This window comes from Alicyclobacillus macrosporangiidus CPP55 (assembly GCF_000702485.1).
Classification (GTDB): domain Bacteria; phylum Bacillota; class Bacilli; order Alicyclobacillales; family Alicyclobacillaceae; genus Alicyclobacillus_H; species Alicyclobacillus_H macrosporangiidus_B.
In genome coordinates this window covers 938,383-958,484 of the sequence record NZ_JNIL01000001.1, presented here as the reverse complement: position 1 = coordinate 958,484, position 20,102 = coordinate 938,383, and the positions used below count along the sequence as shown (strand labels likewise).

Below are 20,102 nucleotides of genomic sequence, written 5' to 3'. Positions count from 1 at the left end.
CGAGTTCAGGAGGTGCACGGCAGTGGACGTGCTGACGCCCAGGCAGAAACTGATCTTGGCCGCCATCGTGGAGGATTACATCCGGTCGGCCGAGCCGGTCGGATCGAGGACGTTGTCCAAACACCAAGATTTCCAGCTAAGTCCGGCAACCATCCGAAACGAGATGGCGGATTTGGAAGAATTAGGATACTTGGACCAGCCACACACGTCTGCGGGACGCGTGCCATCCCAGAAGGGATATCGATACTATGTGGATCACCTGGCGACGCGCAAGGAGATAGACCAAGCCACCCTGCGGGTGTTGCGGGACGTCTTCCAGCAACGGATGAACGAGGTGGAGCGGGTCATCCAGCAGACGGCGACCGTGCTCTCGCAGTTGACCCAATATGCGTCCATCGCGCTGGGGCCGATGATTCACCAGCAGCACATCCGGCACATCCAGCTGGTGCCGCTGGGCGGCTGTTCGGCGGTGGCCATCCTGGTCACCGACACCGGGCACGTGGAGAACCGGCACGTGACGCTGCCGGAGGACATCCCGCCCGGCGAAGTGGTGCGGATGGTCAATCTGCTCAACGCCAAGCTGGTCGGGACGTCCCTGGCGCATCTGCGGTCTCATCTGTACCAGGAGATCGCCACGGAGATGGCGCATACGCTGGAGCGGTACGAGGACGCGATCTCCGTATTGGACCAGTTGAGTGAGACGGTGGTCAACGGACCTGCGCAGGTGTACGTGGGCGGCGTGACGAACATGCTCGGGCAGCCGGAGTTCCGGGATGTGGAGAAGGTGCGGCCGGTACTGGAGCTGTTGGAGTCGGCCGACTGGCGGCGAGCACTCGATGTGGTGCCGCTGACCGGACCGGGCGTACAGGTGCGCATCGGCCAGGAGAACCCGGTGGAGAGCCTGCAGGACTGCACGGTCGTGTCGGCCACGTACATGGTCGCGGGGGTGCCGGTCGGCAGCATCGGTGTGATTGGGCCCACGCGGATGAACTACACACGCGTCATGCGCATCCTGGAGTACACGGCGGGGGCACTGACGCGGTTGATGACGGAGCGGCTGACTGGGTCATGACAGCCCGCGGCCGCATCGGCGCGCCTTGGACAGGCCATCCAGGCGGGCGTGCGTTGGTTGGAGGGAGAGGTCTGACGTGAAGCGAGAAGACGAGGAACAGCAGCAGGATCGAACAGAAGACCAAACGCCTGCCGCGACGGTGGATGAGGCCGCCGTTGGGGAGGCCCAGCGGGGCGAGGAATCGGAGGGCGCGGCGGAGCCGGAGACCGGCGCCGGGACCGCCGCAGAGGATGATGCCCTGGATGCGGCTGAGCCCGGACCGGACGCGGATCAGGGCGCGGGTGCGCCGGATGCCGCGGCCGAGGTTGCCCGGCTGTCGGAGGAGGTCGAGCGCCTGCGCCAACAGCTGCTGCGCGCCCATGCGGATTTCGACAACTTCCGGCGGCGTACCCGGCAGGAGAAGGAAGAACTGCAGTGGTTTGCGAACAAGCAGCTGCTCGCAGAACTGCTGCCGGTGGTGGACAATTTTGAGCGGGCCCTGGCGGCAACCGGCGCGGAGGCCTCCGAGCTGCGCACGGGGGTCGAGATGGTGCACCGGCAGCTTCTTGGGATCCTGGAGAAGTTCGGTGTGACGCCCGTGCCGGCGGTGGGCGAGAAGTTCAATCCCTCGGTACACGAGGCCGTGATGCAGGAGCCGGCGGGGGACGGCGGCGAGCCGGGCGTGGTCGTGCAGGAGCTGCAGCGCGGCTACATGCTGCGCGACAAGGTGTTGCGGCCCGCGATGGTGAAGGTGACGGTGTGAGTTCGTCGCAGCGCCGGCGCCGCTTCGTGGCTGGCCGGGCGTGGAGCAGGGGACCGATGGTCGATTGTGTGAAGGGAGGAGTCTGTCATGCCGAAAGTGATTGGGATTGACCTCGGGACGACCAACTCGTGCGTCGCCGTGATGGAGGGCGGCGAGCCGGTTGTGATTCCGAACGCGGAGGGCAACCGCACCACCCCGTCGGTGGTGGCGTTCACGAAGGATGGGGAGCGCCTGGTGGGCGACGTGGCCAAGCGCCAGGCCATCACGAACCCAGACAGGACCATCATTTCCATCAAGCGCCACATGGGCACCGATCACAAGGTGAACATCGACGGCAAGGCGTACACGCCGCAGGAGATCTCGGCGATGATCCTGCAGAAATTGAAGGCGGACGCGGAGGCGTTCCTCGGCGAGCCGGTCAAGCAGGCGGTCATCACCGTCCCGGCGTATTTCAGCGACAGTCAGCGCCAGGCGACGAAGGACGCGGGGCGCATCGCCGGGTTGGAGGTGCTGCGCATCGTCAACGAGCCGACGGCGGCGGCGCTCGCCTACGGGCTCGACAAGGAAGGCGAGCAGACCATCCTGGTCTACGACTTGGGCGGCGGTACGTTCGACGTGTCCATCCTGGAACTGGGCGACGGCGTGTTCGAGGTCAAGGCGACCAGCGGCAACAACCACCTGGGCGGCGACGACTTCGACCAGCGGATCATGGACTACCTGATTGACACGTTCAAAAAGGACACGGGCATCGACCTGCGCAACGACAAAATGGCGCTGCAGCGCCTGAAAGACGCGGCTGAGAAGGCGAAGAAGGAGCTGTCTTCGACGCTGACGACGACCATCTCGCTGCCGTTCATCTCAGCGGACGCCACCGGGCCCAAGCATCTGGAGGTCAATTTGACGCGGGCGAAGTTCGAGGAGTTGACGCGCGACCTGGTCGAGATGACGCTCGAACCGACGCGCCAGGCCTTGCAGGACGCGGGTCTGACGGCGAAGGACATCGACAAGGTGATCCTCGTCGGCGGCTCCACCCGCATCCCGGCCGTCCAGGAGGCCATCAAGAACCTGATCGGCAAGGAGCCTCACAAGGGGGTCAACCCGGACGAAGTGGTGGCGGTCGGGGCGGCCATTCAGGCGGGCGTCCTGACGGGCGAGGTCAAGGACGTGGTGCTGCTCGACGTGACGCCGCTCTCGCTCGGCATCGAGACGCTGGGCGGGGTGTTCACGCGCCTCATCCCGCGCAACACCACCATCCCGACGTCGAAGAGCCAGATCTTCTCGACGGCGGCCGACAACCAGACATCGGTGGAGATCCACGTGTTGCAGGGCGAACGCGAGATGGCGCGGGATAACAAGACGCTCGGCCGCTTCACGCTGACCGGCATCCCGCCAGCGCCGCGCGGCGTGCCGCAGATTGAGGTCACCTTCGACATCGACGCCAACGGCATCGTGCATGTGTCTGCGAAGGACCTCGGCACGGGCAAGAGCCAGGCCATCACCATCACCGCTTCCAGTGGCCTGAGCAAGGAAGAGATCGACCGCATGATGAAGGAGGCGGAACTGCACGCGGAGGAAGACCGCAAGCGGCGCGAACAGGCGGAGATCCGCAACCAGGCGGACCAACTGGTGTACCAGACGGAGAAGACGATGAAGGACCTCGGCGACAAGCTGGACGCCGGGTTGAAGAAAGAGGCGGAGGACAGGGTCCAGGCCTTGAAGAAGGCCTTGGAGGGCACGGACGCGGACGCCATCAAACGGGCGTCGGACGAATTGACGCAGGTGCTGCATAAGCTGTCGACGAAGCTCTATGAACAGGTCAGCCAGAATACGGGTTCAGCCGGTGGCGCGGATTCCGGTGCGAAGGACAACGTGGTGGACGCGGACTACAAGGTGGTCGACGAGGACAAGTGATGTGGTTCGGTGCGTGAGTCTGTGGGCGCGTCGCTCCACTTCTGCGCTAAAGCGAGCCGTTCCGCGACGCGCCCACACTCCTCGTTTCGGTTAGGTGCGTTGCGCGAAGCGGCTCGCTACGCGGAAGAAGCGGAGCGCAGCGCACCTAACCGTAATGTGGAGCGACGCGCCCATACGTCGGGGGGTGCAGCCAGTGAGCAAGCGGGACTATTACGAGGTGCTCGGCGTGAGCCGATCGGCGTCCGCGGACGAGATCAAACGCGCGTACCGCAAGCTGGCTCGCCAGTACCACCCGGATGTGAATAAGGACGATCCGAGTGCAGCCGAAAAGTTCAAGGAGATCAACGAAGCGTACGAGGTCCTGTCCGACCCGCAGAAGAGAGCGCATTACGATCAGTTTGGCCATGCGGATCCCACGGCCGGCATGGGCGGCGCGGGGCCCGACTTTGGCCAGGGCTTCGGCGGTTTCGGGGACTTCGGCGGCTTCGGCGACATCTTCGATATGTTCTTCGGTGGCGGCCGGCCGCGCGGGCCCCAGCGCGGTCAGGACCTCGAGTACGAGCTGGAAATCGACTTCGAGGACGCGGCCTTCGGCGTCGAGGAAGAGATCCAGGTACCGCGTATGGAGACCTGCTCCACCTGTGAGGGCTCCGGTGCGAAACCGGGGACCCGCGTCGAGCGCTGCCCGGTGTGCAACGGCACGGGAGAGCAGCAGAACGTGGTCAACACCCCGTTCGGCCGCATGGTCAACCGGCGCATGTGCACCGCCTGTCGCGGGCGCGGCGTGCGAATTCCCCATCCGTGCCCGGATTGCCATGGCACGGGCCGGCGGCGGGTGCGCCGGACGGTCAGCATCCGCGTGCCGGCGGGCGTCGACACGGGGACGCGGTTGCGTATCCCGGGCGCGGGCGAGGCCAGCCCGAACGGCGGACAGCCGGGCGACCTGCACATCGTCATCCGCGTGCGTCCGCACGAGATCTTCGAACGCGATGGCACCAACGTGTACGTGGACTTCCCGCTGACGTTCGTGCAGGCGGCCCTGGGGGACGAGGTGGAAGTGCCGACCCTCGACGGGAAAGTGAAGCTGCGGATCCCGGAGGGGACCCAGTCCGGGACCACCTTCCGCCTGCGCGGTAAGGGCATCCCGAAGCTCGGGTCGAATACGCGCGGCGATCAGCACGTGCGGGTGCATGTCATCACGCCGACGAACTTGACGGAGCGGCAACGGGAGCTGCTTCGGGAGCTCGGCAAGGAACTGGGGCGGCCGCCTCAGGAACAGTCGCGGACGTTCATCGAGCGGATGAAAAGTGCATTTCTGGGCGACAACTGAAGACGGTGGAGGGCGCCCGGCCGCGAGCCGGGCGTTCTTCACAGATGGGAGCGTAGCGCATGAAGTGGTGGCAGATTTCCCTGGCGGTGCCGGCGGAGGCGAGCGAGGCTCTGGCGGCCCGGTTGCAGGACTGGCCCGAGGTGCAGGGCGTGGCGATGGAAGGGCTGTGGGACGCCCAGCCGCCCCACCCGGAGTACGGCGAATGGTTCGATGAGTCGCTTCTGTCCAGCGACGTCGTCAAGGTGACGGTGTACGTGCCGGAGACCGTTCCGGAGGCCGTCTGGCGGGCGCGCATCGCGGACGACCTGGCTGCGGTGACGGCGGCCGGCCTGGACGTGGGGGAGGCCCAGGGAACGGTGCGCGGCGAGCAGATCGACGAGGAGAGCTGGGCGTCGGCGTGGAAGGAGGATTTCTCGCCGATCCCGGTGGGGCGGCGGTTCATCATCGTGCCGCGCTGGCTGCGGGCCGAGACAGAAGCGGACGGACGGCTGCCGATTGTCATTGAACCCGGGATGGCGTTCGGCACCGGGACGCACGCGACGACACAGCTCTGCCTGGAGGCGATGGAGGATGTGCCCGTGCAGGGCCGACGGGTGATCGACATCGGCTGTGGGACGGGGGTGCTGTCCATCGGCGCAGCGCGCTTGGGCGCGGCGGAGGTGACGGCGATTGACATCGATCCCGTGGCCGTCCGGGCGGCTGGCGCAAACGTCGGCGACAACGGTTTGACGGACGTGGTGACGGTGCGGGAGGGCGATCTGCTGCGCGGGTTTCCGCTTCAGGGCCGGTACGACGGGGCGGTCGCCAACATCCTGCGCGACATCGTCATCGCCCTGGCGCCGCAGGTGGCCCAGGCCTTGGTCCCGGGCGGGTGGTTCATCACGTCCGGATTTATCCACACCCAGGAGGGACAGGTGGAAGAGGCGCTCCGCAAGGCCGGTTTCGCCGTCGAGCGGCGCCTGCAGCGGGACGACTGGGTGGCCCTGGTGGCGGTGAGACGGCCGTGATGCCGCGTGCGTTCGTCGACGCGCCGCTTTTCCCGGGTGCGCGGGTCACGCTCACGGGGGAGGACGGTCATCATTTCAGCCGGGTGCTGCGCGCGCGTCCAGGGGAACAGTTGGCACTGGCGTCCGGAGGCCGCGCGCACCTGGCCGAGGTGGTGGCCGTGGACGCCCGCCAGGGATGGGTGGAGGTCGTGGTCGGGGCGCTCCTGCCGTCGTCGGAGCCCAGGCGCCCGGTGTACTTGGTCCAGGGGCTGGCGAAGGGTGATAAAATAGAGGCCGTGATTCAGCACAACACCGAAGCGGGCGCGGCCGGTTTCGCCGTGTTGGCGGCGGCGCGGTCCGTCGTCCGCCTGGACGGTCGCCGAGCCGAGGAGAGGCTGATCCGCTGGCGGCGGATCGCGCGGGAAGCGGCGTCGCAGGCGCATCGGGATGCGATCCCGGAGGTGGCGTACGCCTCCGGCGTCGACGAGGTCATGCGATGGCTCGAAGCGCGGTCGGTCCGGCGCGTGTTCTTACTGGATGAGGAGGAGGTCGCTTGCGGGCTCCGCCAGGCCCTCGAGGATCCAGCGACCGGCGGCGGGGTTGGCCCCATCGCCATCGCCATCGGACCGGAGGGCGGCTGGGACGACGCCGAGCGGGCTGGGTTTTTGGCGCACGGCGCCGCGCCGGTGACGCTCGGACGGCGCATCCTGCGCACGGAGACGGCGGGGCTGGCGGCGCTCGCGGCGATTCTGTACCATGACGGCGAGTTCAGGAGGTGATGCCGGATGCCGACGGTGGCGTTTCACACGCTGGGCTGCAAGGTGAACTTTTACGATACGGAAGCCATCTGGCGCCTGTTCAAGGCGGCCGGTTACGAGCAGGTGCCGTTCCACGAACGGGCCGATGTGTACGTCATCAACACCTGCACCGTGACCAACACGGGGGACCGCAAGTCGCGGCAGATGATCCGCCGGGCGGTGCGCACCAACCCGGATGCGACGGTGGTGGTGACCGGCTGCTACGCCCAGGTGGCACCGGACGAGGTGGCGAAGATCGCCGGGGTCGATCTCGTGGTCGGCAACGATCGCAAGACGCAAATCGTCCACCTGGTGGAGCAGGTGCAACGGGAGCAACATCCCTACCAGGCCGTGGGAAATATCCTCAAGACGCGCGAATTTGAGGAGATGGACGTGCCGTTTTTCGAGGAGCGCACGCGCGCGAACCTGAAGATCCAGGATGGATGCAACAACTTCTGCACCTTCTGTATCATTCCGTACGCGCGCGGCCTCATTCGCAGCCGCAAGCCGGAGAACATCGTCGCGCAGGCGACGAAGCTGGCGAAGGCGGGTTACCGGGAGATTGTGCTCACCGGCATCCACACCGGCGGCTACGGCGCGGATCTGAACGGCTACCGGCTGTCGCACCTGCTGGAGGAGCTGGAGCGGATCGACGAGTTGTACCGGGTGCGCATCAGCTCCATTGAGGCCAGCGAGATCGACGACCGGTTGATTGAAGTCCTCGGCCGTTCCCGGAAGGTCTGCCGGCACCTGCACATCCCGTTGCAGGCGGGGCACGACCAGGTTTTGCGGAGGATGAACCGCCACTACCGGGTCTCCGAGTATGCGGAAAAGCTGGCGCGGGTGCGCGCGGCGCTGCCGGATGTGGCCGTCACCACGGACGTCATCGTCGGTTTCCCAGGCGAGACGGAGGCGTTTTTCGAGGCATCGGAGGCATTCGTCCGCGAAATGGCGTTCTCCCAGCTGCACGTGTTTCCGTACTCGCCGCGCAAGGGTACGCCGGCGGCTCGGTTCACCGACCAGGTGCCGGAAGAGGTGAAGGAGGCGCGCGTCCAGCGTATGCTCCGGCTCTCCGAGGAGCTGGCCAGGACGTACGCGACGGCGCACGTCGGCCGGACGCTGGAAGTGATCCCGGAAGAACCGCTGCACCTGGAGGGCCGCGGCGTGCGTCCGGGTCAGGGCCCGGACGGCCGGCCGGGGTTCTGGTTGGTGGGTCACGCCGACAACTACCTGAAGGTGGCCTTCCCAGTCCCGGACGGCGTGGATGCGGAAGACCTCATGGGCGAAGTGTGCCAGGTAGTGCTCACCGAGGCGGGCGGCCAGGTGCAGGTGGGGCGGTTCGCAGGTCAGGTGACGCACGCCGAGATCGATCTGGAAGCGGCCGGCGCGGTGTTGGACACGGCGGCGTTGATGAAGGCGTAGGCAACGCGGGAGGAGGACCGATGTGACGCAAGCGGAACGGGTGGAGCGAGCAGCCGGCGGATTCGTGCTTCGGCAGGGAGCGCGCGGGCTCGAAGTGCTGTTGATCGACGACCAATACGGGCGCGTGTCGTTTCCGAAGGGGCATCTGGAGCCCGGGGAGACCTGGGAGGATGCGGCAGTGCGCGAGGTGCGGGAGGAGACGGGGATCGAATCGCGCATCCTCTGCCCTCTGGGACGGGTGGAGTATCGGATTGAACGGGACGGAGTCCCGGTGCGCAAGCAGGTGCGGCTGTTCCTGATGGAGGAGATCGACGAACAGGACGAGCCAGCCCATCAGGCGGAGGAGGTCCGGGGCGCCTACTTTCTTCCCTGGGCGCAGGCCGAGGCACGGCACGCCGAGCAGGGGTACGAGAACTGGTCCTGGGTCTTCGGCAAGGCAGATGTCCTGTGGCGGTGGCACAAGGGCGGCTGGGAGGCGCGCTGGCGAGGCGTGCAGGCGAGCCTCGATCCCGCAGCTCTGGACGCCCTTTGGCACGAGGTGCGCCCGCTGGTGGACGACCTGACGGCGGCGGTCGCCAGGGAGTTGGCGGTGGTGGCGCCGCACATCCGGTGGACGGCGGACGCACCGTTGTTGCCACGGACGGTGGGCCCGGAGGCTTTGGCGGGCGCCATCGAGCACACGCTGCTCAAACCAGAGGCCTCGGCGGTCGACATTCTCAACCTCTGCCGCGACGCCGCGGCATTCCACTTTCACGCCGTGTGCGTCAACCCGCAGCATGTGGCGTTGGCCAAGCAGGCGTTGGCGGGGACACCCGTCGGGATCTGCACGGTCATCGGGTTTCCGTTGGGGGCCGCCCATCCGGACGCGCTGGCCGCAGAGGCGGAGTCCGTGGTCCAGGCGGGGGCTGGCGAGATCGATATGGTGATCCCGGTCGGGTCCATGCGGGAGGACGACGTGTGGACGGTGCACGAGCACGTGCGGCGCGTGTGCGAAGCGGCGCATCGGCACCCCGGCGTGGTCGTGAAAGCCATTCTGGAGACCCACTTCCTCACCTATGCGCAGGTCTGCATGGCGGCGATGGCGGCGGCCGCAGCCGGTGCGGATTTCGTCAAGACTTCCACTGGCTTCGCGCCGACGGGGGCGCGCCTGGCGGACGTGGCCCTGATGGCCCGGGCGGCCGCGGGCCGCGGCGTGAAGGCGGCGGGCGGCGTGCGCACGCGCGCGGACGCCTTGGCGATGATGCGCTACGGGGCCACGCGTATCGGCACCAGTTCAGGCGTGGCGATGGTCCGGCAGTAACCACTCCACCAAGCGGGCGAACGGGTGGGCGATCGGCCAGACGAGAAGCGTGCACAGCACGTTGAACACGGTGTGGGCGTTGGCGATCTGCTGCGCCGGGTTTTCCGCGAGGGCGGCCATGAGTCGGCTGTAAGGCCCGAGCAGTGGCAGGAAGGCCAGCGCTCCGCCGGCGTTGAGCAGCACGTGAGCGAGGGCCACCTGCTGCGCCGGGCGGATCTGGCCGATAGAAGCGATCACGGACGTGACGCAGGTGCCGACGTTGGCGCCGAACACGATGGCGATGCCGGACGGGACAGGCAGCACGCCGTCGACGGCGAGTGCCATGGCGATCACGGTGGTCACCGTACTCGACTGGACGACGGCGCTGGCGAGGCACCCGGTGAGGAGCGCGACCACAGGATTGCCGGCCGCCCCCTGGAGCCACTTCTGAAACCATACGGTTTGGGCCACCGGCTGCAGGGCCAACTCCAAGACGTGCAACGCGATGAACACGCACGAGAAACCGGTGAGCGCCCGGCATATTTGACGCACCCGCGGGCCACCAAACATCCATCCCGCGGTGCCGATGGCGAGGGTCACGACGGCGGCGGCCGTGAGATCGAGCGAGAGCAACTGAGGGGTGATGGTCGATCCGACGTTCGCCCCGAGCACAATGCCGAGGGCGTCTCGGAACACCAGGCTGCCGCCGGCGACCAGGCCGACGGCGGCGGCGGTGATGGCGGCGCTGCTCTGGACGAAGGCGGTGATCACGGTGCCGGTCAGGATCCCCCGGCCGGGGGTGCGCGCCAGCTGGTGCAGGAGGGCGGGAAGCCGGCTGTCGACCATGGCCTCGAGCCCTGCCCGCATGACCTGCAGGCCTCCGATGAAGACGAACAGCGCTGCGGCGGCCATCGCCAGGTTCCAGAACACGGACAACACCTCCACCTTCTCAACCTATGAGCGGTTTGCGAGGGTCATGCCTGCATATCTGGAAGCGGTTTGACAGCGTGTTCGCGGGTGTACTATAATACGTCTGATTCACGATTTGCCTGGGGCGGAGGGAGGGAGATCGATGTCCGGAATCAAAGTTCGCAAAAACGAATCTCTGGACAGTGCACTTCGGCGCTTCAAGAAAGCGACGGCGAAGGACGGGGTGTTGGCGGAGATCCGCAAACGGTCCCACTACGAGAAGCCGAGCGTGGCGCGCAAGAAGAAGGCAGAGGCGGCGCGCAAGAAGCGGCGCGCGTACTGAGTCAAACGAGCAGGAGGCCGTTCGCATGAGTCTTTCGGAGCGCCTGTCTGAGGACATGAAGCAAGCGATGAAAGCCAAGGACAAGGTGCGCCTGTCCGTCATCCGCATGGTGCGGTCGGCCATGAAGAACCGCGAGATCGAAACGGGTGCGCCCCTGGACGACGCGGGCATCCTCGCCGTGATTCAAAAGGAACTCAAACAGCGCCGAGACTCCCTCCAGGCGTTCGAGAGTGCCGGACGAACCGATTTAGCCGAAGAGGCGCGCCAGGAGATCGAGATATTGACGAGTTACCTGCCCGAGCCGTTGACCGAGGAGGACCTGCGCCGCTTGGCGGCGGAAGTGATCGCTGAGGTCGGCGCGAAGGGAAAGTCGGACATGGGCAAGGTCATGTCGGCCCTGATGCCGAAGGTCCGCGGGCGCGCGGACGGACGCCAGGTTCAGCAGGTGGTGCAGTCCCTGTTGTAGCCACCACTGTCCCCGGGTTAGGGCGTTCAGTTCAAGAGCATGTGTACAAACCGCCGTTTCATCCGGGCCCGTCCAGGGCGGATGAACCGGCGGTTTTTTGCGCCTTCGGACGGCCTTTCCGCGATCCCCGTCTTGGTGGCCCCCTCGCGACCCCTCGCTTTCGGCCGGGGCCGCACCCCGGTCTGCACGCCGCGTTCGACTGCGGTCCCTGTGCTAGTCCGCCTGAGCTTGTCATACCCATGAGAGAGGGACAATCGCACATCGGCCGGGAGGAGGGGACGGGGATGCACGGTTGGAAGCGCAGGATTCAACGGACCGTCACGGACCTGTTGGCGCTGCCCCAGGATGCTCTGCAGCGCGTCGCCCGCCTGACGTGCGTCGGCGGCCAAGAGGTGGTCGTCGAACAAGCGGTATCGCTGCTGCGCGTCGGTGAAAAAGAAGTGGAGATTGACCTTGGGGAGACGACTGTGCTGCTGGAAGGGGATGCGTTCACGGTCCAGTTGGTCGCGAGCGGAGAAGTCCACGTGTTGGGACGTGTGGACCGGATCACCTATCGCCGCCCGCAGCCGCCGCATCAAGGAGGAAAACGATGATGGCCGCCCGGGGAGTCCTCGGACTTGGCGGATCGCTGGACCTGGAATTGCGCGGTGAGGCCATCTCTACCGTGTTGGGTCTGTGCGCCCGGCAAGGGGTGCGGTTGCGCAGAATCCGCGTCCGTAGCAACCGCTGTACCCTGAACGTCTCCCTGGGACAGTTCGGAACGCTTTACACGCTGTGCCGGCGCCACCGAGTGCGTTTTCGGATCCTGAAGCGCAGGGGCCTGGCGTTCAAGGCTCGTCGTGCCAGGCGGAGGCCCTTCTTCTTGGCGGGCGCGGTCCTGTTCATACTGGTGATCTACGGACTCGGGTCCGTGGTGTGGCAAGTGGACGTGGGGGGACAGATCAGCGACGAGGGGCGGATGACGCTGCTGCAAGCGGCCCGGGACAGCGGCCTGAGGCCCGGGGCTTTCCGGAGGGCGTTGCCAGACACCCAGACGCTCCAAGCGGAAATTCTTCGTCGCGCCCCGTCCATGGTGTGGGTCGGCGTTCAGGTGGAAGGGAGCAAAGCACGGCTGGAGGCCGTGGAACGGGTCCCGGGCCCCGAATCGGGGCCCTCGGCGCCTCGAAACCTGGTCGCAGGAAAGCCCGCCGTCATTCAAAAGGTGTTTGCGACGCGCGGGCAGGCGCTGGTTCGCCCCGGTCAGGTGGTTCGCCCAGGTCAGGTACTGGTCTCCGGCACCTTGGGCGGCGGCGCGGCTCAGGTACCGGCGGACGGCAAAGTGTTGGCTGAGGTCTGGTACACGTCGCGCGTGGAGGTCCCCCTGACCCTTCGAGTCGAAGGGCTGACCGGAGAAAAGGCGGAGCGGGGCTACCTTGTCTTCGGCGGCTGGGCCATCCGGGCATGGGGCTGGCGGGAGCCCGCGTTCGCCGCCAGCTATGAACGGGACGAAGAAACCGATTGGCATGTCGGCCCCTGGCGGTTGCCGGTGCAGTGGCGCAAGGTCACGCTGTACGAGGCGACGGCCTCCCAGGTGGCGCTCAGCGAGCAGGCGGCGCGCGCCCGGGCGCTGGAACTGGCCGCTCAGGATGTGCGCCGCCAGATGGGGGCAGGGGCGGTGTTGGGACAGACGGTTTTACAGTCCCAAGTGGCACATGGTAAGCTATACGCGACGGTTTTGACACGAACCGAAGAAGACATCGGCGTCCCCGCCCCCATTCCCAAGACCCCAGCGGAACGTAACGGGGTGCGGGCGTGAAGGAGTGGTAGCTGGTTGGGGCAGGACATCATCGTCCGCAAATGGGCGTTTGCCAACAACGACGAAGCGGTCTCCGTTCTGGGGCCGCACGACGCACTGCTGCGGCTCCTCGACGAGGCGTTTGCGGCCAAGGTGACGATGCGGGGGACCGAGGTATCCTTTGCGGGTGACGCCGCGGAAGTCGACACCATCGTCGCGCTCATGAAGGCGGTGACGCAACTGTCCCAACTGGGTGTCCATCTCTCGGAGGGCGACTACCGGCACGCGGTCGATCTCGCCAAGCGCGGCGAGATCGCCGAGTTGGTCCCGCTGTACACGGCGGAGGTGGCGACCACCTTCAAAGGGAAGCCGGTGCGCATCAAGACCTTGGGCCAGCGACGTTACGTCGAGGCCATCCGGCGCCAAGACATCGTGTTCGGCATCGGACCGGCCGGGACTGGGAAGACGTATCTCGCGGTGGCGATGGCGGTGGCGGCCCTCAAGCGGGGCGACGTCAAGCGGATCGTGTTGACCCGCCCCGCGGTCGAGGCGGGGGAGAACTTGGGCTTTCTCCCGGGTGACTTGCAGGAAAAGGTGGATCCCTACCTGCGGCCGATCTACGACGCCCTGTACGACGTGTACGGCCCGGAGCAGGTGCAGCGTGCGCTCGAGCGGGGCAGCATCGAGATCGCCCCGCTCGCGTACATGCGCGGGCGCACGCTCGACGACTCGTTCGTCATCCTGGACGAAGCCCAGAACACGACGGCCGAGCAAATGAAGATGTTTTTGACACGCCTGGGGTTTGGGTCGAAAATGGTGATCACGGGCGACGTGACACAAATCGATCTGCCGCCCGGCCGGCCGTCCGGCTTGGTACAGGCGGAGCGCATTCTGCGGGGCATCGACGGGATCGCCTTCTGCCACTTCAGCGGTGACGACGTCGTCCGGCATCACCTGGTTCAGCGCATCATCGAGGCCTACGAGTCCTCGGCGAACGCGCAGCGCTGATCCGGGCGTGGCGCTGTCCGCGCACCATTCCTGCGCGGACGCGCACACAAGGGGATAAGGGATATGAACTTGTGGTCAACCTGGAGCTTGGCCATCCGCCAATGGCTCGACGACCCCGGTTTCCGCGACAACCGGCGCATCCGCCTGGTGTTGTACATCGGGGCGCTGGCGGTGCTGTATCTGGTGTTGGTGGGGACGGTCTTGCCTCCGCGCTACGATTTCCAGGCGGGGCAGATCAGCCCGGTCAACATCCGGGCGCCCATCACGGCGGTGGACACCAAGGCGACGGAAGATGCACGGAAGGCTGCGATGGCTCAGGTGCCGAACCAGTACGTGCAGGATCCGGCGGTCGAACAACAGGTGCTGCAGCAGGTGGATGCGCTGTTCGGCGCGGCCATCAAGGTGGTATCGGACAAGCAGCTCACGCAGGCGGAACGGATTGAGTCGTTGGCGGCCATCGCGCCCCAACAGGTGTCCCAGTCGACGCTTCAGGCGCTCGTGGGCCTCGACAGCCGGCAGATCACCATTCTGCAGAGCGTCGCGGACCGCATCGTCCACGACCTGTTGGATCAACCGTTCACTGAGGAGGCGGCGAAGCAGGCTGCCCTGTTGGTGGACCGGCAGATGCTCAACTACGACCTCGACCGGGTTTCGCGGCTGATTGTCCAGAATGTCGTGGTCAGCCTCCTCAAGCCGAACATGGTGTATGATCAGGCGGCCACCGAAGCGGCACGGCAGGCGGCGGCGAAGGCCGTTCCCGAGAAGTACATCCACAAGGGCCAGGTGATTGTCAACAAGGACCAGGAGATCACCGACACCGTCCTCAGCCAGTTGAAGGACGTGGGCTTGTACCGAAGCCATCCGAACTACGGGGTGTTGGCCGGATTCGCGCTGTTCATGTTGATCCTCGGCGGCCTTTTGGCCAGCTACATCGAGCGGCGGGGGATGCGCCGGCGCCTGGACAACCTGTCGCTTTTGATTTTGTCGCTCATCCTGATCATGATGGCGGTCATCATCCGTGTCGCCAAGGGCATCGTCAACGCCGGCGGGCCGGAGTCGATTGCATACCTGGTACCGATGTCCATGGGTGCGATGCTGATCACCGTGTTGCTCGACGCCTCCCTCGCCTGGATGACGTCGTGCTTTACGTCGTTATGGTTCGGCGCCGCGTTCGGGTTCGACTACGGTCTGACGCTGGTCAGTTTCACGTCGTCTCTGGTTGGAGCGTACACGGTGAACAAGGTCACCCACCGGGGGACGTTCATGCGCGCCGGCTTTCTCGTCTCGCTGGTGCAGGTATTCGCCATTCTGGCGATGAGCCTGACGGACACGGAGACGGGTGGGGATTGGCATACCACTTGGCTGCACATTGGATTGGGGGCCCTGGGGGGGCTGGGGAGCGCCGTCTTGACGATCGGCATCCTCCCCTTCTTCGAAGGGGCGTTTGGCCTGCTGACGGCCATCCGCTTGCTGGAGCTGTCCAACCCGAACAACCCGCTGCTCAAGAAGCTGTTGATGGAGGCGCCGGGGACGTACCACCACAGCCTCATCGTCGGCAATCTGGCAGAGGCGGCTGCGGAGTTGGTGGGCGCCGATCCGCTCCTGTGCCGGGTTGGCGCATACTATCACGACGTCGGCAAGACGAGGCGCCCCTTGTTTTTCGTGGAAAACCAAATGACGAAGGACAACCCGCACGACCGGATCGCACCGAGCCTCAGCCACCTGATCATCACGTCGCACGTGTCGGACGGGCTGGAGATGCTCGAAAAAGCCGGGTTACCGAAACCGATCCGGGACATCTGCGCCACGCATCACGGAACGACCATATTATGGTACTTTTATAACAAGGCACGGGAGGCGGACAAGAACGGTAGCGTGAAGGTGGACGACTTCCGCTATCCGGGGCCCAAGCCGAAGACGCGCGAGTGTGCCATTGTGATGATCTGTGACGCGGTGGAAGCGGCGGTGCGCAGCATGAGCAAGCCGACCCCGAACCGGGTCGAGGGCGTTATCCGCAAGATCATCCGGGATCGTCTGCAGGATGGCCAATTGGACGAGTGCGACCTGACGCTTCAGGATCTGGACGCGATGGTCGGTGCGTTCATGAAGACCTTGAAGGGCATTTATCATGCGCGGATTGAGTATCCAGATCCGGATAAAATTCGAAAGGAAGTTTCAAAATGAGTGTGCACGTCGAGGTGGACATCCGGCATCCCCTGCCATCCGGCGTGGACGAACCCCTGGTGCGCCAGGTGTTGGAGGCCGCCGCCCGCCAGGAGGGGGTCCGTGGAGAGGTGTCGGTGTCGTTCGTCAGCGATGAAGAGATCCACGAATTGAATCGCCAGTACCGCGGGGTCGACCGACCGACGGACGTGCTCTCTTTCGCCCTTCAAGAAGGGGAACCGATGCCCGGGGGCGACGACGAGCTGCCGCTTTTGGGAGACGTCGTGGTGAGCGTTCCGACCGCCGTTCGCCAGGCCGAGGCGTACGGTCACAGCGTGCGGCGCGAGGTGGCGTTTCTCCTCGTACACGGGTTCTTGCACCTGCTGGGGTACGACCACCCGGACGAAGCGTCCGAGCGGGACATGATGCAGCGGCAGGAACGGGTCCTGACCGGACTTGGGCTGACGCGGGAAACGGAGTGATGGGGATGCCGGTCGCTCGCCCGCAGCAAGGGAGATCGGGGCGTCCCCGCAGACCGCTGGCGGAGTCGTTCCGGTTTGCGTTGGATGGAATTTGCCACGCCCTGATCACCGAGCGCAACATGAAAATCCACTTTGCTGCGGGGGGCTTGTTGTTCCTGTGGTGTCTCGTCGTGCGGCCGCCTGCTGCATTGACGCTCTGCGCACTGGCTGCGGTGCATGCCGTGATCGCGCTGGAGCTGGTCAATACCGCCGTGGAACGCGTGACCGATCTGGCGACAGGGGGGCCGCCCGCGTCCTCGCGGGTGTCGCCAAGGATGTGGCGGCGGGCGCCGTCCTCATGGTGAGCCTGGGGGCGGTCGGCCTGGGGATCTATCTCGGCGCTGCCTGCTATCCTTGGCGATGGCGGTTGTTCAGCAGCGCGCACCCGCTCGGCGCGGTGGAAAGCCTGTGGGGTTTGTCGGTGCTGTGTTTCTTGACCGTGCGGAGCGTGCTCCAGCGCAAGAGGCTCGGCTGGGACGACGGGGAGGGATGAGCGAGTGAACGAGACGCGCAGCGAACAGGCATTTCGATCCGGGTTCGCGGCCCTCATCGGCCGCCCAAACGTCGGGAAGTCGAGTTTACTCAACGCGTTGGTCGGGCACAAGGTCGCGATTATGTCGAGCCGTCCTCAGACGACCCGCAATCGTATCCGGGGTGTGCTGACGACGGACACGGCGCAGGTGGTGTTCATCGACACACCGGGTATTCACGAACCCAGGCATCGGCTGGGGAAGTACATGGTCGAGGCGGCGGTGTCGACCCTGCGCGAGGTGGATGTGGTGCTGTTGGTGGTCGATGCGGAGCGTCCGGACACCCGGGAGGACCGTCTGGTATTCCAACGCCTCGAAGGGCTCCGCACGCCGGTGCTTCTGGTCATCAACAAGGTGGATCTGGTGCCGAAACCACAGGTGTTGGAGATCATCGACCGGTTGCGCACGGTCCATCCGTTCCGGCATATCATCCCCGTGTCCGCCAAGGACGGCACGCAGTTGGATGAACTGAAGGACTTGTTGGTGGCGGAGCTGCCTGAGGGGCCGAAATACTATCCGGATGACATGGTGACCGATCACCCGGAGCGGTTCATCATCGCCGAGTACATCCGCGAAAAGGTGCTCCATCTGACCCGTGAAGAGGTGCCGCACTCGGTCATGGTGGACATCGAGCAGTTGGAGCGGCGTGAAGAGTCGAATGTCTTGTACGTGCACGCGGTGATCTACACGGAGCGCGAGAGCCAAAAGGCGATTCTCATCGGCAAACGGGGGGCGATGTTGAAGCAGATCGGTCAGTTGGCGCGCCAGGAGCTGGAAGCGCTGTTCGGGACCCGCGTGTATCTCGAGCTGTGGGTCAAAGTGAAGAAAGATTGGCGGAACCAGCCTGGCATGCTGCACCGCTGGGGATTCGACGAAGCCTGAAGCGCGCACACCTTTGCCACAGGTTTCATCGTATAGAGGTACAGGGCGGCGGCACCCTAACGTTGAGGGCGCACCCGGAGAGTTACCGCGCAGCGATGAAACTCTGCAGAGGGGATGATTGGGTTTGCGGGATTTTTCGTGGCGGTACTTCACGTTGACGGGTGACATCGACGCGTACCTGCTGTACAAGAAGCACGAGCAGATGATCGCCGACCGGCGGCAGCCGGACGTGGAGGAGGACGACCTAGAGCCCAACGGCCCCGAGTCGTAACGCGGCCACCTGGGAAGCCTGCCAGGAGTGGAGGAACAGGGTTGCTGTACAATGTCGAAGGGATTGTGATCCGGACGGTCGCCTACGGAGAGACGCATGCGGTGGTTACGCTGCTGACTCCCGCGGGGACGCTGGGCGCCATGGCGCGTGGGGCCAAAAAACCGCAGAGCCGGCTGGCCGCTGGGATCCAATTTTGTGCACAGGGAATTTACACGGTGTACCAAGGCCGGGGAATGGGCAATCTGCAGCAGGTGGAGATTACCCGCTCCCGGCGCGGATTACGGGAACATCTGGACAAGGCGGCGTATGCCGCCTATTTTTGTGAATTAGCCGCGTCGGCCTCGGAGACCTACCCCCAGGGGAGCGAGTCACTGTTCACCCAGTTCTCGGCTCTGCTCGACCGGTTGGAAGAGGGGCGGGACGATCCGGAAGTGCTCGCTCGCATGTGGGAGGCCAAGATCCTGTACATGCTCGGGGCCGCGCCCGACTGGCTGCACTGTGCCGCGTGCGGGGCCCCTTTCGGGACACGGACGAATGGTGGAGCGGTGGCGGACGCAACGACGTCCGGAACAGCCATGGATGGGCGGGTGGTCGTGAGCGGTACGGCACCCAGACCGGCGGCACTCGGATACAGCCCGTTCCACGGCGGGTTGGTGTGCCCGCGCTGCCGGGACATGCCGGCAGCGCCTAGGCCGGACGGGACGCCCAATGCGCCGCCGAGCCCAGGCATCTTGCCGGTTCCTGCCGCTCTGCCGCGCATCCTGCACCAGTTCACCCACGTGCCCTGGAACCGGCTGGGGACCGTGCAGTTGAGCCCCCCGACACGCCGCGCACTGGACCACGTCCTCCGGTTGCAACTCCGGGAGTTTGCCGGGGTGTCTCCGAGGTCTCGTGAATTTCTCGACGGCCTCTCGAGCCTGGAGGCGGAGGGGGAGCGGCTGGCACGCTGCGAGCGCGATGAAAACTCGCCCTAGATGGTATATACTCAGTTGATAAATACGGGTGACGCGCGTGGCGCGTCGCGGGCGGTGAGCCATATCGAACTGACCAAGCGCCAAGAGGCAATTCTCGATATCGTCAAGCGGTTGGGCCCCATCACGGGGGAGCAGATCGCCGAACATTTGAATCTCACCCGGGCCACGTTGCGGCCCGACTTGTCCATCTTAACCATGGCGGGCTTCCTGGAAGCACGCCCTAGGGTCGGCTATTTCTACAGCGGAAAGAAGAATGCCGACCTGTTCGGCGAGACGCTGAGAAAACTCAAGGTGAAGGATTACAAATCCGTACCGATTGTGATCACGGAGAAGAATTCGGTCTACGACGCCATCGTCACCATGTTCATGGAGGACGTCGGCAGCCTGATCGTGGTGCGCGACCAAATGTTGCAGGGCATCGTCTCGCGCAAAGACTTACTCAAAGTCGCCATTGGAGGCGGGGACATCCACCAGATCCCGGTCAATTTGGCGATGACGCGCGTACCCCACGTGGTAACCGTAGAGCCGGAAGAGGCACTGTACGAGGCGGCGGTGAAGATGGTTCATCACGAGGTGGACTCCTTGCCCGTGGTCCGGGCCAAGGCGGAGGCGGCGGGCGGCGGCATGGAAGTCATCGGACGGGTCTCCAAGACGACCATCACACGCGCGTTTGTCGAACTGGGGCAGTACCGAGAGGTCTGAGCGAACAAGGAGGCTGCGGG

Annotated in this window: 22 protein-coding genes; 21 read left to right on the top strand and 1 reads right to left on the bottom strand. The window is 65.5% G+C overall.

Annotation, left to right across the window (positions count from 1 at the left end; translation table 11 throughout):
• The first annotated feature begins 28 nt into the window (after positions 1 to 28).
• The 8 genes from hrcA to deoC all read left to right on the top strand — a co-directional run bounded on the left by hrcA (position 29) and on the right by deoC (position 9,560).
• Positions 29 to 1,072 (top strand): heat-inducible transcriptional repressor HrcA, encoded by a 1,044-nt coding sequence (gene hrcA, locus N687_RS0105060; RefSeq protein ID WP_029420820.1) that lies wholly within the window; start codon positions 29 to 31, stop codon positions 1,070 to 1,072.
• A gap of 76 nt (positions 1,073 to 1,148) precedes the next feature.
• The gene (grpE, locus tag N687_RS0105055; protein ID WP_029420819.1) at positions 1,149 to 1,814 is read left to right on the top strand and encodes a nucleotide exchange factor GrpE; all 666 of its coding nucleotides are present in this window, start codon (positions 1,149 to 1,151) and stop codon (positions 1,812 to 1,814) included.
• Between the two features lie 87 nt (positions 1,815 to 1,901).
• Positions 1,902 to 3,725: a molecular chaperone DnaK gene (gene dnaK, locus N687_RS0105050; protein ID WP_029420818.1), complete on the top strand. Its 1,824-nt coding sequence runs from the start codon at positions 1,902 to 1,904 to the stop codon at positions 3,723 to 3,725.
• Positions 3,726 to 3,918: 193 nt separating this feature from the next.
• Positions 3,919 to 5,055, top strand: coding sequence for a molecular chaperone DnaJ (gene dnaJ, locus N687_RS0105045; RefSeq protein ID WP_029420817.1), 1,137 nt, complete (start codon positions 3,919 to 3,921; stop codon positions 5,053 to 5,055).
• 59 nt (positions 5,056 to 5,114) lie between these two features.
• On the top strand, positions 5,115 to 6,062 hold the full coding sequence (gene prmA, locus N687_RS0105040; protein ID WP_029420816.1) for a 50S ribosomal protein L11 methyltransferase: 948 nt from the start codon (positions 5,115 to 5,117) through the stop codon (positions 6,060 to 6,062).
• Entirely contained in the window at positions 6,062 to 6,820 is a 759-nt protein-coding gene (locus N687_RS0105035) for an RsmE family RNA methyltransferase (protein ID WP_029420815.1), read from the top strand. Before prmA ends, N687_RS0105035 begins: the two co-directional genes overlap by 1 nt.
• A gap of 6 nt (positions 6,821 to 6,826) precedes the next feature.
• Positions 6,827 to 8,260 carry a tRNA (N(6)-L-threonylcarbamoyladenosine(37)-C(2))-methylthiotransferase MtaB gene (mtaB, locus tag N687_RS0105030; RefSeq protein WP_029420814.1) on the top strand — a complete coding sequence of 478 codons (1,434 nt, stop codon included), beginning with the start codon at positions 6,827 to 6,829 and terminating at the stop codon, positions 8,258 to 8,260.
• Between the two features lie 22 nt (positions 8,261 to 8,282).
• The gene (deoC, locus tag N687_RS0105025; RefSeq protein WP_029420813.1) at positions 8,283 to 9,560 is read left to right on the top strand and encodes a deoxyribose-phosphate aldolase; all 1,278 of its coding nucleotides are present in this window, start codon (positions 8,283 to 8,285) and stop codon (positions 9,558 to 9,560) included.
• Here the strand turns inward: deoC and N687_RS0105020 are convergent.
• A complete protein-coding gene (locus N687_RS0105020) occupies positions 9,534 to 10,469 on the bottom strand; it encodes a Na/Pi cotransporter family protein (RefSeq protein WP_231493403.1) in 936 nt (311 codons plus the stop codon). The two genes, deoC and N687_RS0105020, sit on opposite strands and share 27 nt — an antisense overlap.
• 142 nt (positions 10,470 to 10,611) lie before the next feature.
• Here N687_RS0105020 and rpsU point away from each other — a divergent pair, with 142 nt between their 5' ends.
• The 13 genes from rpsU (at position 10,612) to N687_RS0104960 (ending at position 20,082) form a co-directional block, all read left to right on the top strand.
• Positions 10,612 to 10,791, top strand: a complete 180-nt coding sequence (rpsU, locus tag N687_RS0105015; protein WP_029420811.1) for a 30S ribosomal protein S21 — start codon at positions 10,612 to 10,614, stop codon at positions 10,789 to 10,791.
• A gap of 25 nt (positions 10,792 to 10,816) precedes the next feature.
• The gene (locus tag N687_RS0105010; protein WP_029420810.1) at positions 10,817 to 11,257 is read left to right on the top strand and encodes a GatB/YqeY domain-containing protein; all 441 of its coding nucleotides are present in this window, start codon (positions 10,817 to 10,819) and stop codon (positions 11,255 to 11,257) included.
• A 284-nt stretch (positions 11,258 to 11,541) separates the two neighbouring features.
• A complete protein-coding gene (locus tag N687_RS0105005) occupies positions 11,542 to 11,850 on the top strand; it encodes a YabP/YqfC family sporulation protein (protein WP_029420809.1) in 309 nt (102 codons plus the stop codon).
• A complete protein-coding gene (gene yqfD / locus N687_RS0105000; RefSeq protein ID WP_051662959.1) occupies positions 11,850 to 13,052 on the top strand; it encodes a sporulation protein YqfD in 1,203 nt (400 codons plus the stop codon). Before N687_RS0105005 ends, yqfD begins: the two co-directional genes overlap by 1 nt.
• A 15-nt stretch (positions 13,053 to 13,067) precedes the next feature.
• Entirely contained in the window at positions 13,068 to 14,039 is a 972-nt protein-coding gene (locus N687_RS0104995) for a PhoH family protein (RefSeq protein WP_231493402.1), read from the top strand.
• 63 nt (positions 14,040 to 14,102) lie between these two features.
• Positions 14,103 to 16,223: an HD family phosphohydrolase gene (locus N687_RS0104990; protein ID WP_029420806.1), complete on the top strand. Its 2,121-nt coding sequence runs from the start codon at positions 14,103 to 14,105 to the stop codon at positions 16,221 to 16,223.
• On the top strand, positions 16,220 to 16,684 hold the full coding sequence (gene ybeY / locus N687_RS0104985) for an rRNA maturation RNase YbeY (protein WP_029420805.1): 465 nt from the start codon (positions 16,220 to 16,222) through the stop codon (positions 16,682 to 16,684). The genes N687_RS0104990 and ybeY overlap by 4 nt, the downstream gene beginning before the upstream one ends.
• A gap of 5 nt (positions 16,685 to 16,689) precedes the next feature.
• Entirely contained in the window at positions 16,690 to 17,028 is a 339-nt protein-coding gene (locus tag N687_RS20720; protein WP_051662958.1) for a diacylglycerol kinase family protein, read from the top strand.
• Complete coding sequence (locus N687_RS21980) at positions 17,022 to 17,216, top strand: hypothetical protein (RefSeq protein WP_197029207.1); 195 nt, start codon at positions 17,022 to 17,024, stop codon at positions 17,214 to 17,216. Before N687_RS20720 ends, N687_RS21980 begins: the two co-directional genes overlap by 7 nt.
• 4 nt (positions 17,217 to 17,220) lie before the next feature.
• Positions 17,221 to 18,135 (top strand): GTPase Era, encoded by a 915-nt coding sequence (gene era, locus N687_RS0104975; RefSeq protein WP_029420804.1) that lies wholly within the window; start codon positions 17,221 to 17,223, stop codon positions 18,133 to 18,135.
• 124 nt (positions 18,136 to 18,259) lie between these two features.
• Positions 18,260 to 18,406 carry a YqzL family protein gene (locus tag N687_RS22865; protein WP_081841158.1) on the top strand — a complete coding sequence of 49 codons (147 nt, stop codon included), beginning with the start codon at positions 18,260 to 18,262 and terminating at the stop codon, positions 18,404 to 18,406.
• Between the two features lie 41 nt (positions 18,407 to 18,447).
• On the top strand, positions 18,448 to 19,380 hold the full coding sequence (gene recO, locus N687_RS21975; RefSeq protein WP_051662956.1) for a DNA repair protein RecO: 933 nt from the start codon (positions 18,448 to 18,450) through the stop codon (positions 19,378 to 19,380).
• Positions 19,381 to 19,434: 54 nt separating this feature from the next.
• On the top strand, positions 19,435 to 20,082 hold the full coding sequence (locus tag N687_RS0104960; protein WP_197029206.1) for a helix-turn-helix transcriptional regulator: 648 nt from the start codon (positions 19,435 to 19,437) through the stop codon (positions 20,080 to 20,082).
• The last annotated feature ends 20 nt before the right edge of the window (positions 20,083 to 20,102 follow it).

Excerpts from the sequence above, each read along its gene's own strand:
- prmA (WP_029420816.1), top strand. The coding sequence starts at position 5,115 with ATGAAGTGGTGGCAGATTTCCCTGGCGGTGCCGGCGGAGGCGAGCGAG.
- N687_RS21980 (WP_197029207.1), top strand. The coding sequence starts at position 17,022 with ATGGTGAGCCTGGGGGCGGTCGGCCTGGGGATCTATCTCGGCGCTGCC.
- N687_RS0104990 (WP_029420806.1), top strand. The coding sequence starts at position 14,103 with ATGAACTTGTGGTCAACCTGGAGCTTGGCCATCCGCCAATGGCTCGAC.
- N687_RS0105005 (WP_029420809.1), top strand. The coding sequence starts at position 11,542 with ATGCACGGTTGGAAGCGCAGGATTCAACGGACCGTCACGGACCTGTTG.
- rpsU (WP_029420811.1), top strand. The coding sequence starts at position 10,612 with ATGTCCGGAATCAAAGTTCGCAAAAACGAATCTCTGGACAGTGCACTT.
- N687_RS0105010 (WP_029420810.1), top strand. The coding sequence starts at position 10,817 with ATGAGTCTTTCGGAGCGCCTGTCTGAGGACATGAAGCAAGCGATGAAA.
- N687_RS20720 (WP_051662958.1), top strand. The coding sequence starts at position 16,690 with ATGCCGGTCGCTCGCCCGCAGCAAGGGAGATCGGGGCGTCCCCGCAGA.
- mtaB (WP_029420814.1), top strand. The coding sequence starts at position 6,827 with ATGCCGACGGTGGCGTTTCACACGCTGGGCTGCAAGGTGAACTTTTAC.
- dnaK (WP_029420818.1), top strand. The coding sequence starts at position 1,902 with ATGCCGAAAGTGATTGGGATTGACCTCGGGACGACCAACTCGTGCGTC.
- N687_RS0105035 (WP_029420815.1), top strand. The coding sequence starts at position 6,062 with ATGCCGCGTGCGTTCGTCGACGCGCCGCTTTTCCCGGGTGCGCGGGTC.
- yqfD (WP_051662959.1), top strand. The coding sequence starts at position 11,850 with ATGGCCGCCCGGGGAGTCCTCGGACTTGGCGGATCGCTGGACCTGGAA.
- ybeY (WP_029420805.1), top strand. The coding sequence starts at position 16,220 with ATGAGTGTGCACGTCGAGGTGGACATCCGGCATCCCCTGCCATCCGGC.